Origin of the sequence: Rhizobium sp. Root1203, from assembly GCF_001424945.1 — a bacterium.
In the GTDB taxonomy this organism is placed as follows: domain Bacteria; phylum Pseudomonadota; class Alphaproteobacteria; order Rhizobiales; family Rhizobiaceae; genus Rhizobium.
Map to the genome: position 1 here is coordinate 532,966 of NZ_LMCW01000001.1, position 14,156 is coordinate 547,121.

Sequence of the window (14,156 nt, forward strand, 5' to 3'; positions counted from 1 at the left end):
CTCAAACGGAAGCGGTCAGGTTGGCCCTGAGCCCCTGCAGCATTTCGCGGATCGTCACCATCTCCTCGAGCGTGCAGCCGGCGGCCTGGCCGATCGAAGCCATGATGGTATCGACCTCGCTGCGCATGCCATGTCCCTTGGCTGTCAGAGCCACGATCACCTGCCGTTCGTCGCGCGCGTCGCGGGTGCGCGTGATCAGCCCGTTCTGCTCCAGGCGCTTGAGCAATGGCGACAGCGTGCCGGAATCGAGATCCAGCTGCTCGCCGATCGTCTTCACCGGGAGTTCCGATTTTTCCCACAGCACAAGCATGACAAGATATTGCGGGTAGGTGAGGCCGACCTTGTCGAGGATCGGCTTGTAGGCGCGCGTGAACGCATGCGCCGTCGAATAGACTGCGAAGCACAGCTGTTTTTCCAGCCGCTTTTCCTCTTCCGGAATTTCCATCGTCTTTGTCGTTTGCGTTTTCATTGCCGTTATTCCTGAGTGCATTCTCCTCCTTTCGGATTCTGAATGCAATTTGCAAAATTAACTTGCGTACAATTTAATTGCGCATTATACAAAATCAACCCAACCGCAAAGGAGCCTGACATGCCTATCCTGTATACGACCAAAGCTTCCGCCACCGGTGGCCGGGCCGGCCACGCCGTTTCCGAAAACGGCGTTCTCGATGTGACGCTGACTGTTCCGAAGGAACTCGGCGGCGACGGCGCCACCGGCACCAATCCGGAACAGCTCTTCGCAGCCGGTTATTCGGCCTGCTTCCTCGGTGCCTTGAAATTTGTCGCCGCCAAGGAAAAGGTCAAGATTCCGGAAGACACCACCGTCAGCGCGACGGTCGGCATCGGCCCGCGCGAGGATGGAACCGGCTTCGGCATCGAAGTGGCGCTGAGCGTGCATATTCCGGGCCTCGACCGGCCAACCGCTGAAAAGCTCGCCGCTGCCGCGCACATCGTATGCCCCTACAGCCATGCCATGCGCACCTCGACCGAGGTTCCGGTCACGGTCGCCTGATTGAACTGAAGGTGGCCCGGAGGGCCGGACGAGGGGAGGCGGCAGGTGCGGCCTCCCGATGGCGGGGCCACACGACCGTTGCGGCGCTAGCGCCTCGGCGCCCCGCCGGTGCTCCGGTACTTCTCACTGCTTCGCAGCAGACGGCATTTTCGCCATCCGTCAAAGACCGACACGGCTCATGTGTTCATCGGGGTACCGGGCGCCAAGGATCCCGATATTTGCCGTTTCGATTTCCTTGAAGTCCTCCGCCGCCAACCGAACGGTCAACGATCCGATATTCTCGTCGAAACGCTCGAGCTTGCGGGTGCCGAACAAGGGGACGATCCAGGGCTTCCGTGCGAGGAGCCATGCGAGAGCCACCTGCGCCGGTGTGGCCCCATGCTTTTCGCCGATACGACGGATCAGCTCGACAAGCTTTTGATTTGCCTGACGGGCCTCCGGTGCGAAGCGGGGAATGCTGTTGCGCATATCCGACTTGTCCAGCTCCGTTGCGCTGTCTATTTTCCCCGTGAGAAAGCCCTTGCCCAGCGGGCTGAACGGTACCAGGCCGATGCCGAGTTCCTCGAGCGTGGGGATGATCTCCGCTTCCGGTTCGCGGGTCCAAAGCGAATACTCGCTCTGCAGAGCGGCTACGGGCTGGATCGCGTGAGCACGGCGAATGGAGCCGGCGCCAGCCTCTGACAGCCCAAACCAGCGGACCTTTCCTTCGGCGATCAAATCTCTGACGACGCCCGCGACGTCCTCCATCGGTACGTCGGGATCGACCCGGTGCTGGTAAAGCAGATCGATGTGGTCCGTCCGCAGGCGCCTGAGGCTGCCTTCGACGGCGCGGCGTACATGGTCCGGTTTGCTGTTGACCCCGCCATGATTGACGCCGGTCGCGGGATCGACGTCCCAGCCGAACTTCGTCGCGATCTTCACGTGGCGACGCAGCGGCTGCAGCGCTTCGCCAACCATCTCTTCGTTTGTGAAGGGACCATAGACCTCGGCCGTGTCGAAGAAGTTCATTCCGCGGTCGACCGCAGTCCGGATGAGCGAAATCATGTCTGCCCTGTCGGGAAGGTCGCGGGCTGTTCCATATCCCATGGCACCAAGCGACAGTGCCGAGACTTCAAGACCTTGTCCGAGTTTGCGCGTCTGCATTTTGGTATCTCCTTATGAAGGTTGGCGTCAGCCTCGACGGCTGGCGAAGACTTCTTTCACCACGGGCATGGCGGAGAAAACGCATGGCCAGCCGCAATGGAACGCCAGTTGTGTCAACGCTTCCGATGCGTGCTCTCGGGTCAGGCCGTTGTCCATGGCGCGGCCGAGATGGTAGGTGATCTGCGCGACCTGTCCCATCGCTACAAGGGCGCTGACGGTCACCAGGCTTCGGTCGCGGGGCGCCAGGTCGGGCCGCAGCCACAGGTTTTTGAACAGGATCTCGGCGGTATAGTGCACCACACCGGGAGAGATGTCGCCAAAGGAGGCATGGACGGCAGCGGCACGCCTGGACTCGCCTTCCTCGTCGAGCGGAAGAAGGTCCGGCAGGGCGGCAGGCAGCCGGTCGAATAGAATGCCGCGCTCGGCAAAGATGTCCCTCGCAATCTCGACCGCGGCAAATGCGTTGGACCAGCCGGAATAAAACGCAAGGTGGGTGATCGCCCCGGATACCTCGCCGGGCGAGACGCCGCTGTCGAGCGCCAGATTGATGTAATAGGGCATTCCAACGGTCTGGTTGCGGGCTATCAACGCCGAGATGGTGACGATGCTGCGGTCTCGCGGCGACAGTTCAGTCCGCTTCCACAGGTCGTCGAGTATGGTTTTCTGAGTATAGCTCGCCAGTGCGGGCGAGACGCTCCTGACATCGTCGAGGGTGAGCGCCGGGCGGTGTGTGTGCGATGTTGACAAGGGGTCTATCCATTCGGGTTCGTCGCGGAACGAGAGCGATGAAGCTCATCGGAGCAGGCCATGCGTCTCAGTTGGTCTCCTGACCATGCCAGGATCAACGCTCCGCGTATTGACCGTCGGTCACGTGTTCCATCCAGTCGACAGATTTGCCGTCCAGCGATTCCTGGATGGCGATATGGGTCATGCCCGTGGTCGCGGACGCCCCGTGCCAATGCCTTTCGCCCGGCGGAAACCAGACGACGTCGCCGGGCCGGATCTCCTCTATTGCTCCGCCGTCGCGCTGCACCAGGCCGAACCCCGAGGTGACGACCAGCGTCTGCCCGAGCGGATGCGTGTGCCACGCCGTTCGCGCGCCCGGCTCGAATGTCACGCTGGCACACGAGACCCGTGCGGGGGAAGGGGCCATTGCCAGCATGTCGACGCGAACCGACCCGGTGAACCAGTCGGACGGCCCACGTGCCGAAGGTTGCGACCCGACGCGTTTGATTTCCATCGTAACTCTCCGTTGGCGAGGACCGTTGTTGCCTCTTGCCGGGAATATAGAGCCTGCCATTTGTTTCGATTAGGCGCTAATGTGAGATTGGACTTATATCGGAGATCAATGAATGCGACGGGAAGACCTCGGCGACCTCATGGCGTTCCTGGCGGTTGCCGAGGAGCAGAGCTTCACCAGGGCGGCAGCCCGTCTGGGTACATCGCAGTCGTCGCTCAGCCTCATCATTCGCCGCCTGGAGGAACGGTTGGGGGTTCGCCTGCTGACCCGCACTACCCGTAGCCTCGCGCCGACTGCCGCAGGCGAGCAATTGCTGTCGACGCTCCGGCCGTCATTCGGCAACATCCAGGCCCAGCTATCGGCGCTCAGCGACTTCCGGGACAAGCCTGCGGGAAGCTTCCGGATCACGGCAGGTCAGCATGCCATCGATACGCTCCTCTGGCCGAAGCTGTCCAAGTTCCTCGTCGACTATCCCGATATCAAGGTCGAGCTGGTCGCGGAGGCTGCTCTGACGGACATCGTCGCCGAACGCTTCGATGCGGGCGTCCGCCTTGGCGACCAGGTGGAGAAGGATATGATTGCGGTCCGCGTCGGACCCCTGGCCCACATGATCGTCGTTGCCGCGCCGTCCTGTTTCGCAGACAGGTCCGCACCCACCTCACCGCAGGAGCTGACGGGTCATCGCTGCATCAACCTGCGCCTTCCGAGCTATGGCGGCTTCTATGCCTGGGAGTTCGAGCGAGACGGGCACGAGGTGCGCGTCAGGGTCGATGGACAAGTGGCGTTCAACGGCGTGCCCCAGCTGATAAGGGCGGCGCTCGACGGCTATGGCCTGGCTTTTGTGCCAGAGGACGTCGTCAGGGAGTATGTGACCGATGGACGTCTTGTCCAGGTGCTTGACGACTGGTCGCAGCCCTTCACTGGATATCATCTCTACTATCCTTCGAGGCGGCATCCGTCGCCCGCGTTCACGCTGCTGGTCGAGGCGCTGAAGTTTCATCCCTCTGAAAACGGATGAAGGGCGGCAATGGGCCTGCGAGGCGTCCTCGGTTGACAAATGGCAGGCAGCCCATAATCTGCGTGTACCTCGATGAGATCGCCCCCGTTTTTCGGAGATGAGGATCATGCTTATGGCAAAGTGCATGAGACGGTTTCTGCTGGCGGGTCTTGCCCTTTGCCTTTCTGCTTTCGCCGCAGGCGCTGCGACGCTCGACACCATCACCCAGCACGGCAACGTGCGCATCGGCTATGTCGCCGACGAGGCGCCCTTCTCCTCCAGCAAGCCGGGCGCCAGGCCGGTCGGATATGCCATCGACCTGTGCGGCAAGATCGCCGATGGAATAGAACGCCAGGTTCCGCAGCTGAAGCGCGAATACATCGAGGTGACCCTCGCCAACGGATTCGATGCGGTGAAGAATGGACAGGTCGACCTGCTATGCGGTGCGATCACCGTCAATTTGAAGAGGCGGGAAATCGTCGACTTCTCACAGCCGATCTTCCTGACCGGGGCAACGGCGCTGCTGCGCAAGGATTCGCCCGGCTACCTGCAGACCATTTTCCTCGAGAAGCCCGCCGTTCGACCCGTCAGCCAGCGTGGGGCATCCACGCGCGTGATCGGCGTGCGCGCAAGTACGACAACGGGAGTGACGCTGCGCGAGGCCCTGGCAACCCAGGTGACGAAGACGAAGCTTGCCGATTTCGACACCCACGAGGACGGGCTTGCGGCGCTGGAGGATCGCAGGATCGATGCCTACATCGCCGATCAGGTGCTGCTCATCAGCCTGGCCAAGCGGGCACGCGATCCGTCCTCGCTCGAGATCGGCGATCGCCTGTTTACCCATGAACCCTATGCGATCGCAATGCGCCGCAACGATGCCGATTTCCGCCTGCTGGCAGATCGTGCGTTGACGGATTTCTATCTGTCGGACGATTTTCTGCCGCTGCTCGAAAACTACTTCGGAGCAGAGGCGCCGATGCTCCACACGCAGATCATCATGGAGCATGTGCCCGGTTGATAAAGCGGTTGGGCAACCGCGATTGCCGATAGCTGCAGGCGGCCTTTGCGTGATCGTGCGCCATCGCGTCTCGGCCGGAATGCGCCATGGGTGACATTGCCATAACTTTGCCCCACCGGCTGAAGTACCCAGCTCTGCTTTTGAATGCGCATTTGTGGAGCACATTGAATGAGTAAATGGTCACTGCCCTTGTCATTCCTCGCCACCGTCCTTGCTTCAAATGTCTCGATTGCAATGGCAGACGATTTCAGCTCGAAGGCAGGGGCATTTTTCGAACCTGTCGTGAAACAATACGATATTCCCGGCCTTGTGGTTGGGGTCACAAAAAATGGCGTGCATGAATTCTATACGCTCGGCTTGGCATCGCGTGCTGACAACCGTCCGGTCACGGCTGACACACTTTTCGAACTCGGCTCCATGAGCAAGGTGTTCAACGTTACGCTGGCAGCGCTGGCCGAAGAGCGTGGAAAGTTGAGCCTCAACGATACCGTTGCGCACCATGTGTGTGCTGATGCTTGTTCGATTGGCGACGATCTTACGCTCATGGATTTGGCAACCCATCATTCTGGCGGATTGCCTCTGCAAGTGCCTGATAATATTTCAGATGTGAACGGATTGGTGACCTGGCTGAGAAATTGGCATCCTCCGCAGCCGGGTGCACGCAGCTATTCCAACATCAGCATCGGAATGCTCGGCTACATTTCCGGCAAAGCGATGGGCTCGAACTACAAGCAGGCCGTGCAGGATGTGCTCTTCCCCGCGTTCGGTCTGCAGCATACGTGGATCGATGTTCCGAAAGACGAGATGAGCCAGTACGCTTTCGGCTACGACCGGAAGACCAATGCGCCGATCCGGGTCAACCCTGGCGTCCTGGATGCAGAAGCATACGGGGTGAAGTCGAGCGCCCGTGATATGCTCAAGGTTCTCGATGTTGAATTAGGGCGTGGACAGGCCTCCGATGAATTGCGGAAGGCAGTCGACCGCACTCACGAAGGACAATACAGGACCGCATTTTTCACCCAGGATATGATCTGGGAGCAATATCCATGGCCTGCCGAATTGCAAACCATGATGTCCGGTAACGGCTATGATTTCATCATGAAGCCTCAGCCCGTCGATGGGATCATCCCACCGCTTTCTTCTCAGAAAGACGTGATCCTCAACAAAACCGGTTCGACCAATGGGTTTGGTGGCTACATCGCTATGGTGCCCGGCGAAGGGCTTGGCATCGTTGTCCTCGCGAACAGGAACTATCCGAACGAAGCCCGCGTCAAGGCGACGTATTCGCTAATCAAGGCGTTGGGTTCGCAATAAGCTGGCCGGCAGAAGTGCACGACGCCCGGACGTCCGCAATGGGCCGAGGCTGCTCCACCGCCGCCCTCGTCATCAAGGGCGCCATCGGCAGTCATCGTGGCTCCTGGTTGACCTCTCCGCATCTCGACAAAATGTCATCGACAACGGAGGCGAGCGGTGCCGTGGCAACAATAGCCGTCGCGTTCTTGGGGCTGTCTTCTTTTGTTGCGTGCAATTGCAAAACGAGTTCTTGTTCGGCCGGTTTGCTGCCAAATTCGTCTTCAGGTCGCTCCGCAAGCCGCCTCTTTAAAGTGGTCACGTCGACGTCGAGAACGAAGACCGCATCAAACAGATCGATGAAGCGCCGGAAATTCCTTGAGCCGCCGCAAAAGAAGCAGATCGGGTGGTTTTGATCGGCCACGAGCGATTTGACCTTTGCGACGTCCCAGAGGTGGTGCCTGTGCCGGAAGGCCGCATCCAGACTGTCCTGCTGATACTGAGAGGGATCCAGCGGTTCACCCGTCCGAGGGTTGCCTTGATAGGCCAGTTCGCGGTCACCGTGAATGACGTGATAGCCGCGCCGCTGCAGTTCAGTGGCGACCGAGGTCTTGCCTGTTCCAGAAACGCCTTCGATCAAATAATTCCTGACGCCCATTTCGCTCTCTTTCGACGTACCGCAGTTTCTTGGCAACGGCCCCGGCGGGATCGTCTCCAATGCAGACTTCAAGAGAAGTCGCTTTCCGCAGGACGAATGCGAGTGAGAACTCGATCAAGAGCCTTCTGCAGCGCCACGGTCCCACCGAAGCCGCGGAAGTCCTCGAGGACCTGTTCGTTCAACCCGCCCTTGGTCGAATGCTCGCCGACGAGTTCGTCAAAGCTCGTGACGGGTTTTGAACGGGCGGCATGGTCGAGGCCGGAAAACAGCTGACGGAGGAAGGCGTCGCCTGCAGCCCTGGGAAGCCCCTGGCCCTCAAGCCAGGCCGCGGTCGCATCCATGATGCCGAAATAGGTCCCCATCATGGAGCTCGCCACCGCAAGAAGATCGAACTCACGTTTGCTTTCAACTTGCACCGCCGCTCCGAGCGCCGAGAAGACGGCATTTGAAACCTCGTCGGGCGGGTGGATCGCGGTCGCGCCCTGCAGATCGGCGACGAACGGAAGCGGAATTGCCTGGCTCAGCCGAACAGGCTGATCGATCCACGCCCGCAGTCGATCGAGTGGCGTGGCCGCGACAAAGCTGATGACATGGTGGCTCGGCCGAAACCGGAGCGCGCGGACGACCTCCTCTGCGATCTGCGGCCTCACCGCCACGAATACGAGATCGGATCGGTCGAGGACATCCTGGTTGCCCAAGGCGATCGACACATTCCGGTTCGCGGCTGCAAGCCGGGCGGCGACGCTTTCGCTGCGAGGTGACAGCACGATGGGGGTGTCGCGAAACTCCGTCTTGCCCAGCCCGGTGACGATGGCCTCCGTAATCGTTCCCGTTCCGACGAACCCGATTGTCATCCGCTTCGCATCGATCTCCATTGGCACCCCCTGTGCGACTGCTTGCGCCCCGCGATCTCGACGAGAGAACCGCATATGAGCCTCACTCGATCCCAGAAGGCAACGCGCCCTGCTGTTTCCTGTCGCTTTCCAATTGGCCCGAAGGGCACCAGCTTGTCCAGGTCGGCGATCGTCCGGCGGGTTCGCTTCACTCCAGCTTCGGCCCAAGACGCCGCCACGTCTCCCCATCCGGCCGGCTACCTCTTTTCATCTGAAATAAAATCGCTATATTCTTTCCAAGGAAAGGATGCGGTCATGGTAGTAGCAAACCCGATAGCAGGCGCGCGATCGTCGGAAGCGGCGGTCATCACGAAGGCGGCCGTCAATGCTGCCGATCGGCTCGGCATCAGTGCCCGCACCTTGTCCGCGGTCCTCGGCCTTTCCGAGGCCACCGTATCGCGGATGAAGCGGCAGGACTACCTGCTCGAGCGCGGCTCGAAATCCTTCGAACTCGCGATCCTCCTCGTCCGCGTCTTTCGTTCGCTCGATGCGATCGTTGGCGGTGACGAGACCGTGGCCCGGCAATGGCTGCGCAACGCAAATACGGCGCTTGGCGCTGCTCCGCTCGAAAAGATCATCAGCATTTCCGGATTGACCGATGTCCTTGCCTATCTGGACGCCCGCCGCGCTGTCGTCTGAGGCGCATGCCGTTTCGGGACGGTTCTGGCGGCTGGTCGAAGCGCAGCACCAGATCTCGACGCTGAAGATCGTCGACACGCTGGAGGAGCAGGCGCTGCTCGAAAGACTGCTCGACGAAAGCAAGCCCGCACTGCCGCCGGAATGCGCTGGTCTCGACTATCTCCTGGCCACGCCCTTTCGCTACGGCGCGATTTATCCGCATGGCTCGCGCTTTCGCAGGGCAGGGCGCACACTCGGCGTCTTCTACGCCTCGCGGCAGGTCGAGACTGCGCTGGCCGAAATGTCCTTCTACCGCCTGCTGTTCTTTGCCGACTCGCCTGAGACGCCGTTTCCCGCCAACGCCGCCGAATATACCGCCTTTGCGGCGGCAATCGAGGCCGCCGCCGTCGACCTCACGCAGCCGCCGCTCGACCGCGATCGCGCGGTATGGACCGACCCGCTGCGCTACGAGCCCTGCCAGGCATTGGCCGATGCGGCGCGTGAGGCACATTGCCAGGCGATCCTCTACGAGTCCGTACGCGATCCCTGGCGTGGTCGGAACATCGCGCTGCTCAGCGCCGCCGCCTTTGCCGCCCGCGAGCCTGTCGAACGCCAGACCTGGCGCATTCGCCTTTCGACCTTGGGCGTTCAGGCGCTTTGCGATTTTCCGAAGATCAGGATCGGGTTTGCGCGAGAGGATTTCGCCGGCGATCCCCGTATCGGACCCGGCTAGGCGAGCGTCAGGAGATCCTGCCGCAGCCTATGCGCGTTGCCCTCGGGCAGGGCGCCTTCGAGCGCTGTATGGGTGCTTTCCCATACCGGCAGTGCTGCCGCCAGTACTGACTTGCCCTCGGCCGTCAGGCAAAGGAGACGTCCGCGCCTGTCCCTCGGGTTTGGCATGACGATCACCCAGCCTTTGCGCTGCAGCGGTTTCAGCGCCGCCGTCAGGGTCGTCTGGTCCATCGCCAGCAATTTGGCGACCGGGCCCATCGGCGGCGGCTCCGGCCGGTTGAGCGACATCATCAGCGAAAATTGCCCGTTGGTGAGGCCGACCGGGCGCAGCGCGTCATCGAAAAGCCGCGCAAGGGCGCGCGCCGCCCGCTGGGCATGCAGGCACAGGCAGGTGTCGCGCACCAGCAGCGTTGTCGAAAAGGGAATGTCCGTCACGTTTGACATGCCTATTTTCTATTGATATCAATATATATAGTCAAGGAAAAGGAGAATGGTATTCGTTGCGCCGGAGGAGGGCGCCCACGATGCAGAACCAAGTCGTTTCCCGTGAAGAATGGCTCGAAGCCCGTCGCGCGCTGCTTCTGAAGGAGAAGGAGGCAACGCACCTGCGAGACCGTGTCAATGCCGAGCGCATGGCGCTGCCCGGGGTGAAGGTCGACAAGCCCTATGTCTTCGACACGCCGCAGGGCAGGAAGACCCTGTCCGATCTCTTCGACGGCCGCACTCAGCTGCTGGTCTACCATTTCATGCTCGGTCCGGAGTGGGATGCTGGCTGCCCCGGCTGCTCCTTCCTCTCCGATCACGTCGACGGCACGCTGCCGCATCTCAACAATCACGACGTCACCTGGGTCGCCGTTTCCCGTGCACCCCTTGAGAAGATCGAGGCCTACAAGGCGCGGATGGGCTGGAAATTCCCCTGGGCCTCGTCGTCGGGCACGGATTTCAATTTCGATTATCAGGTCTCCTTTACCCCGCAGGACCTTGCCAGGGGGCAGGTCGTCTATAATTTCTCGGCAATCGACGCCGACGACGCCAACGACGAACTTCCCGGCATGAGCGCGTTCTACAAGAACGAGAAGGGAGAGGTGTTCCATACCTATTCGAGCTACGCCCGCGGTCTCGAGGAGATGGTTGGAACGCTGATGATCCTCGACCGCGCGCCCAAGGGCCGCAACGAGGATTCGACGATGAACTTCGTCAAGCGCCACGACGAATACGAGCCGGCGCAAAAGGCGCCATCCTGCTGTCACTGAGCTCAGGCACATTCATCGGAAGGAGAGCACGATGCAGCATGCGAAAGTGCTGAAGGAGCACGCATTCCTCGAGGACATGGTCGGCGTTTGGGAGGTGACCGCATCCGGCATGACCGGCCAGGAACCCTGGACGGAGACCGTCCGGTCGCTGCACGGGATCTGGTTCGTCGCCGAAGGCTCCGGGCAAATGCCCGGCGGAGGCGAAGCCACCACGGTTCTCACGCTTGGCTACAACGCTGAAAAGGGCAAATATGTCGGCAGCTGGATCGGCAGCATGATGGACTACATGTGGGTCTATGAAGGCGAGGTGACCGGAGATGGCACGACCCTCAGCCTCTATACGACCGGCCCCGACTTCGGCGACTCCGGCAAGCTGGTCGATTATCGGGAACAGATCGTTTTCCACGACCGCGACCGCCGCACGTTCAGCTCCTCCGCCAGGCAAGCCGACGGTTCGTGGAAGCAGTTCATGGAAGCGCACTACACCAGAAAACGCTAGAGCACCGTACGGGGCGGCCTGGCCGGCCTCGTACCGTTCATCGAGCACACAACACAACGCAAAGGGAGATCAGCATGTCCGATACCCACGGCAAGTTCATTTGGTGCGAATTGATGACCCCGGACACCAAGGCCGCGAGCGAATTCTACGGCAAGGTCGTCGGCTGGACGACGAAGGGCATGACGGTGGAGGGCCAGCCGCCCTACACGATTTTCGAGGCGAACGGCGTCGGGGCGGCCGGGCTGATGGAGTTTCCGGCTGAGCTGGAAGGCAAGGGCATTCCGCCGAACTGGACAGGCTATGTCGCCGTCGACGACGTCGACAAATCGGCGAAGGACTTCGCGGCCGCAGGCGGCTCGGTACGCCGCCCGCCCGAAGACATCCCGACCATCGGCCGCTTCGCCGTCGTCGCGGACCCGCATGGCGCGGTCATCTGCATCATGACGCCGGCGCCGATGGACAATGCGCCGCCCGAAGCGCCGATGGGCACGCCCGGCCAGGTCGGCTGGCACGAACTCTATGCCGGAAACGGCGAAGAGGCCTTCGCCTTCTACGCGAAGATGTTCGGCTGGACGAAGGATCACGACTTCGAGATGGGCGACATGGGCGTCTACCACATCTTCGCCGAGCACGGCACGCCCGTCGGCGGCATCATGACGAAGCCCGCGACCGTGCCGATGCCGGCGTGGTGCTACTATTTCAACGTTCCGGCCATCGATTCTGCCATCGAGCGCGTCAAGGCGGGCGGCGGCAAGGTTCTGAACGGACCGATGGAAGTTCCCGGCGGCAGCTGGATCATCCAGGCGATGGATCCGCAGGGGGCCTTCTTCTGCCTCGTGGCACCGGGACGGTAGGCCTTCCGGCTTCGTTTCGTACGGGTTCGCCGAACCCCGCCCGCCGCATGGTTTTTGCCGAAACAGCGCTCCGCCCCTGACGGGCGGAGCGCTGTTCGCATGTCGAATCGGCGCCCGAATTGCCCGGCATTTTTGGTCATCCGAAATGCGTTATTCCTTTAATTTTATTAGAATTTTAGCAGATCAGACCCATTGCGGTTAACTGTTCGTGAACTTTTTTGGGTGGATGCATAACCGGCTATATCCGCGGGGTCGGGGCAGTATTGCTTTTGTAAACGCCGCGTAATTATTTGGCCCCAGTTTCTCATTGGGGTATATTGTTATGTCTATCGAAGATCCGCGTATGTCTGCAGTCGACGGCGAACATGTCTCGCACGACTTCATTTCGGATATTCATGAGGACGCAGCGCTTCAGACTTCCGCCGCAAGGGGCGTAGAGGTCGCGCAGGCAGACAACAGCCAGCAAACGGGCCAGCAGACGGGCCAGCAGACGGAGAAGACCGATCGGGTGCCGGATGCGGCGGTCGTCCAGGCGTCCGCCCGCGCCGGTGAAATTGTCCCGGATCAGAACAACGTCGCCCACCTGGCGGCGGGCACCTCGATCGACGACATCCACGTCGAAGGCAACAACCTCGTGCTCGTCCAGGCCGACGGTACCGAGATCGTCATCGTCAACGGCGCGCTCCATGTTCCGACCTTCCTGCTCGGCGAAGTCGAGCTGCCGCAGCAGGCGGTGATCGCCGCCCTCGAACAGAGCAACATCAACGTCGCAGCCGGCCCCGACGGCTCCTACTCCGCAAGCTCCTCCCCGTCGAGCTCCGGCGCCGAGTTCCAGGACACGATGCAGCAGGACGCCGGCGACCCGACACAGCTCGCGCAGCTTCTCGGCGATACGCAGCAGGCCGACGGCAGTCTCAACGGTCGCCCCGATGAGTTCGACGGCATCCCGGTCATCACCACGACCTCGCTTTCGACGCTGACCGAGAACGAAAGCGACCAAGGTTTCGAGACCCGGTCGGTCGACGGCCGGTTCGGCTTCCTGGGCGGCAGGGACTTCGGCACTATCTCGAGCATCGGCCTGGCCGATTCTCTCAATATGAACGAGGGAACGCAGACCGGGACGCACGTCAATCTGACGTCCGGCGGAGCGAGCGTCGTCATCACCACTGATGGTCTGACGATGAAGGGCACGGCGGATGGACAGCTGATATTCGTTCTCACGGTCACCAATAAGGTCACCGGCGCCTTCACCTTCACGCAGTACGGTCCGCTCGACCATCCCGACAAGGGCGAGGCCGGTGCGGCCGACACGCTGCGCCTCCAGTTCAGCTACACCGTGACCGACAAGGACGGCGACCACGCCACCGGCATCGGCTCGATCGATATCCGCGACGACGCGCCGTCGATCGCTGCTTCGACGGCAACGGCAGTCAATTCGGTCAACGAAAATGTCCTGCCGGACGGCACGGGCGCGGTTCATGGCGAAAGCCAAGGCACGTCATTTGTCGGCCTGAAGGACGTATCCCTCGGCATCAACTGGGGCGCCGACGCCTATAACGCCGGCGGCACGAACGACCGCTCTGTCGCCTTCGACGTCAAGACAGGCGCGACGGCCCTGACATCCGACGGCGTCACGATCTACTACTCTCTTTCCGAGGACGGCACCGTTCTCACCGCCACCAAGGGCGCGGAAGGTCCGACGGTCTTCACGGTCAAGCTGTCCGATCTGGACAAGGGTTCCTACACMTTCGAGCTCAAGGGCAATATCGACCACGCCTCATCCGGCCCCRACGACGACAGCCGCACGCTGAACTTCGGCTTTGTCGCCAAGGACAGCGACGGCGACCCGGCAAGCTCCAGCTTCAACGTCAGGATCGTCGACGACCAGCNACGACGACAGCCGCACGCTGAACTTCGGCTTTGTCGCCAAGGACAGCGACGGCGACCCG

17 protein-coding genes are annotated in these 14,156 nt (G+C 61.4%); 10 read left to right on the forward strand and 7 right to left on the reverse strand.

All coding sequences use genetic code 11. The annotated features are described in order from the left end of the window. Window position 1: 1 nt before the first annotated feature. The gene (locus ASC97_RS02650; RefSeq protein ID WP_057466782.1) at window positions 2–469 is read right to left on the reverse strand and encodes a MarR family winged helix-turn-helix transcriptional regulator; all 468 of its coding nucleotides are present in this window, start codon (window positions 467–469) and stop codon (window positions 2–4) included. Window positions 470–589: 120 nt separating this feature from the next. Here ASC97_RS02650 and ASC97_RS02655 point away from each other — a divergent pair, with 120 nt between their 5' ends. Further along, window positions 590–1,012 carry an organic hydroperoxide resistance protein gene (locus tag ASC97_RS02655; RefSeq protein ID WP_057466783.1) on the forward strand — a complete coding sequence of 141 codons (423 nt, stop codon included), beginning with the start codon at window positions 590–592 and terminating at the stop codon, window positions 1,010–1,012. 159 nt (window positions 1,013–1,171) lie between these two features. Here ASC97_RS02655 and ASC97_RS02660 read toward each other — a convergent pair whose 3' ends face one another. The 3 genes from ASC97_RS02660 to ASC97_RS02670 all read right to left on the reverse strand — a co-directional run bounded on the left by ASC97_RS02660 (window position 1,172) and on the right by ASC97_RS02670 (window position 3,395). Then, window positions 1,172–2,155, reverse strand: a complete 984-nt coding sequence (locus ASC97_RS02660) for an aldo/keto reductase (protein WP_057466784.1) — start codon at window positions 2,153–2,155, stop codon at window positions 1,172–1,174. 27 nt (window positions 2,156–2,182) lie between these two features. Further along, window positions 2,183–2,902, reverse strand: coding sequence for a carboxymuconolactone decarboxylase family protein (locus ASC97_RS02665; RefSeq protein ID WP_057466785.1), 720 nt, complete (start codon window positions 2,900–2,902; stop codon window positions 2,183–2,185). A 94-nt stretch (window positions 2,903–2,996) separates the two neighbouring features. Next, complete coding sequence (locus ASC97_RS02670; protein ID WP_057466786.1) at window positions 2,997–3,395, reverse strand: (R)-mandelonitrile lyase; 399 nt, start codon at window positions 3,393–3,395, stop codon at window positions 2,997–2,999. Window positions 3,396–3,507: 112 nt separating this feature from the next. Here ASC97_RS02670 and ASC97_RS02675 point away from each other — a divergent pair, with 112 nt between their 5' ends. The 3 genes from ASC97_RS02675 (at window position 3,508) to ampC (ending at window position 6,724) form a co-directional block, all read left to right on the forward strand. Further along, window positions 3,508–4,413 (forward strand): LysR family transcriptional regulator, encoded by a 906-nt coding sequence (locus ASC97_RS02675; RefSeq protein ID WP_057466787.1) that lies wholly within the window; start codon window positions 3,508–3,510, stop codon window positions 4,411–4,413. Between the two features lie 124 nt (window positions 4,414–4,537). Beyond that, window positions 4,538–5,410 carry an amino acid ABC transporter substrate-binding protein gene (locus ASC97_RS02680; protein ID WP_244481381.1) on the forward strand — a complete coding sequence of 291 codons (873 nt, stop codon included), beginning with the start codon at window positions 4,538–4,540 and terminating at the stop codon, window positions 5,408–5,410. 168 nt (window positions 5,411–5,578) lie between these two features. Further along, the gene (gene ampC / locus ASC97_RS02685) at window positions 5,579–6,724 is read left to right on the forward strand and encodes a class C beta-lactamase (protein ID WP_057466788.1); all 1,146 of its coding nucleotides are present in this window, start codon (window positions 5,579–5,581) and stop codon (window positions 6,722–6,724) included. Window positions 6,725–6,815: 91 nt separating this feature from the next. Here the strand turns inward: ampC and ASC97_RS02690 are convergent, their stop codons facing one another. Both ASC97_RS02690 and ASC97_RS02695 read right to left on the reverse strand, forming a co-directional pair. Continuing rightward, window positions 6,816–7,358: an AAA family ATPase gene (locus ASC97_RS02690; protein ID WP_057466789.1), complete on the reverse strand. Its 543-nt coding sequence runs from the start codon at window positions 7,356–7,358 to the stop codon at window positions 6,816–6,818. Window positions 7,359–7,426: 68 nt separating this feature from the next. Continuing rightward, window positions 7,427–8,233, reverse strand: coding sequence for a pyrroline-5-carboxylate reductase (locus tag ASC97_RS02695; RefSeq protein WP_057466790.1), 807 nt, complete (start codon window positions 8,231–8,233; stop codon window positions 7,427–7,429). 273 nt (window positions 8,234–8,506) lie between these two features. Here ASC97_RS02695 and ASC97_RS02700 point away from each other — a divergent pair, with 273 nt between their 5' ends. Together ASC97_RS02700 and ASC97_RS02705 are read left to right on the forward strand one after the other, a co-directional pair. Next, complete coding sequence (locus ASC97_RS02700; protein WP_057466791.1) at window positions 8,507–8,890, forward strand: MbcA/ParS/Xre antitoxin family protein; 384 nt, start codon at window positions 8,507–8,509, stop codon at window positions 8,888–8,890. Further along, window positions 8,850–9,602, forward strand: a complete 753-nt coding sequence (locus tag ASC97_RS02705) for an RES family NAD+ phosphorylase (RefSeq protein WP_057466792.1) — start codon at window positions 8,850–8,852, stop codon at window positions 9,600–9,602. Before ASC97_RS02700 ends, ASC97_RS02705 begins: the two co-directional genes overlap by 41 nt. Here ASC97_RS02705 and ASC97_RS02710 read toward each other — a convergent pair. Then, window positions 9,599–10,045, reverse strand: a complete 447-nt coding sequence (locus ASC97_RS02710; RefSeq protein ID WP_057466793.1) for a MarR family winged helix-turn-helix transcriptional regulator — start codon at window positions 10,043–10,045, stop codon at window positions 9,599–9,601. The two genes, ASC97_RS02705 and ASC97_RS02710, sit on opposite strands and share 4 nt — an antisense overlap. A gap of 80 nt (window positions 10,046–10,125) precedes the next feature. Here ASC97_RS02710 and ASC97_RS02715 point away from each other — a divergent pair, with 80 nt between their 5' ends. The 4 genes from ASC97_RS02715 to ASC97_RS36150 form a co-directional block, all read left to right on the forward strand. After that, window positions 10,126–10,854: a DUF899 domain-containing protein gene (locus ASC97_RS02715; RefSeq protein WP_057466794.1), complete on the forward strand. Its 729-nt coding sequence runs from the start codon at window positions 10,126–10,128 to the stop codon at window positions 10,852–10,854. Between the two features lie 31 nt (window positions 10,855–10,885). Further along, window positions 10,886–11,353 (forward strand): DUF1579 domain-containing protein, encoded by a 468-nt coding sequence (locus tag ASC97_RS02720; protein ID WP_057466795.1) that lies wholly within the window; start codon window positions 10,886–10,888, stop codon window positions 11,351–11,353. Window positions 11,354–11,427: 74 nt separating this feature from the next. Next, window positions 11,428–12,207 carry a VOC family protein gene (locus tag ASC97_RS02725; protein ID WP_057466796.1) on the forward strand — a complete coding sequence of 260 codons (780 nt, stop codon included), beginning with the start codon at window positions 11,428–11,430 and terminating at the stop codon, window positions 12,205–12,207. Between the two features lie 841 nt (window positions 12,208–13,048). Further along, a partial coding sequence (locus ASC97_RS36150) for a T1SS-143 repeat domain-containing protein (RefSeq protein WP_443216724.1) occupies window positions 13,049–14,096 on the forward strand: 1,048 nt, incomplete at its 3' end. Window positions 14,097–14,156: the final 60 nt, after the last annotated feature.

What these genes read in the sequence shown, in the direction of transcription:
- ASC97_RS02650 (WP_057466782.1), bottom strand. Translation starts at nt 469, where the DNA reads ATGAAAACGCAAACGACAAAGACGATGGAAATTCCGGAAGAGGAAAAG.
- ASC97_RS02655 (WP_057466783.1), top strand. Translation starts at nt 590, where the DNA reads ATGCCTATCCTGTATACGACCAAAGCTTCCGCCACCGGTGGCCGGGCC.
- ASC97_RS02660 (WP_057466784.1), bottom strand. Translation starts at nt 2,155, where the DNA reads ATGCAGACGCGCAAACTCGGACAAGGTCTTGAAGTCTCGGCACTGTCG.
- ASC97_RS02670 (WP_057466786.1), bottom strand. Translation starts at nt 3,395, where the DNA reads ATGGAAATCAAACGCGTCGGGTCGCAACCTTCGGCACGTGGGCCGTCC.
- ASC97_RS02675 (WP_057466787.1), top strand. Translation starts at nt 3,508, where the DNA reads ATGCGACGGGAAGACCTCGGCGACCTCATGGCGTTCCTGGCGGTTGCC.
- ASC97_RS02680 (WP_244481381.1), top strand. Translation starts at nt 4,538, where the DNA reads ATGAGACGGTTTCTGCTGGCGGGTCTTGCCCTTTGCCTTTCTGCTTTC.
- ampC (WP_057466788.1), top strand. Translation starts at nt 5,579, where the DNA reads ATGAGTAAATGGTCACTGCCCTTGTCATTCCTCGCCACCGTCCTTGCT.
- ASC97_RS02690 (WP_057466789.1), bottom strand. Translation starts at nt 7,358, where the DNA reads ATGGGCGTCAGGAATTATTTGATCGAAGGCGTTTCTGGAACAGGCAAG.
- ASC97_RS02695 (WP_057466790.1), bottom strand. Translation starts at nt 8,233, where the DNA reads ATGGAGATCGATGCGAAGCGGATGACAATCGGGTTCGTCGGAACGGGA.
- ASC97_RS02700 (WP_057466791.1), top strand. Translation starts at nt 8,507, where the DNA reads ATGGTAGTAGCAAACCCGATAGCAGGCGCGCGATCGTCGGAAGCGGCG.
- ASC97_RS02705 (WP_057466792.1), top strand. Translation starts at nt 8,850, where the DNA reads ATGTCCTTGCCTATCTGGACGCCCGCCGCGCTGTCGTCTGAGGCGCAT.
- ASC97_RS02710 (WP_057466793.1), bottom strand. Translation starts at nt 10,045, where the DNA reads ATGTCAAACGTGACGGACATTCCCTTTTCGACAACGCTGCTGGTGCGC.
- ASC97_RS02715 (WP_057466794.1), top strand. Translation starts at nt 10,126, where the DNA reads ATGCAGAACCAAGTCGTTTCCCGTGAAGAATGGCTCGAAGCCCGTCGC.
- ASC97_RS02720 (WP_057466795.1), top strand. Translation starts at nt 10,886, where the DNA reads ATGCAGCATGCGAAAGTGCTGAAGGAGCACGCATTCCTCGAGGACATG.
- ASC97_RS02725 (WP_057466796.1), top strand. Translation starts at nt 11,428, where the DNA reads ATGTCCGATACCCACGGCAAGTTCATTTGGTGCGAATTGATGACCCCG.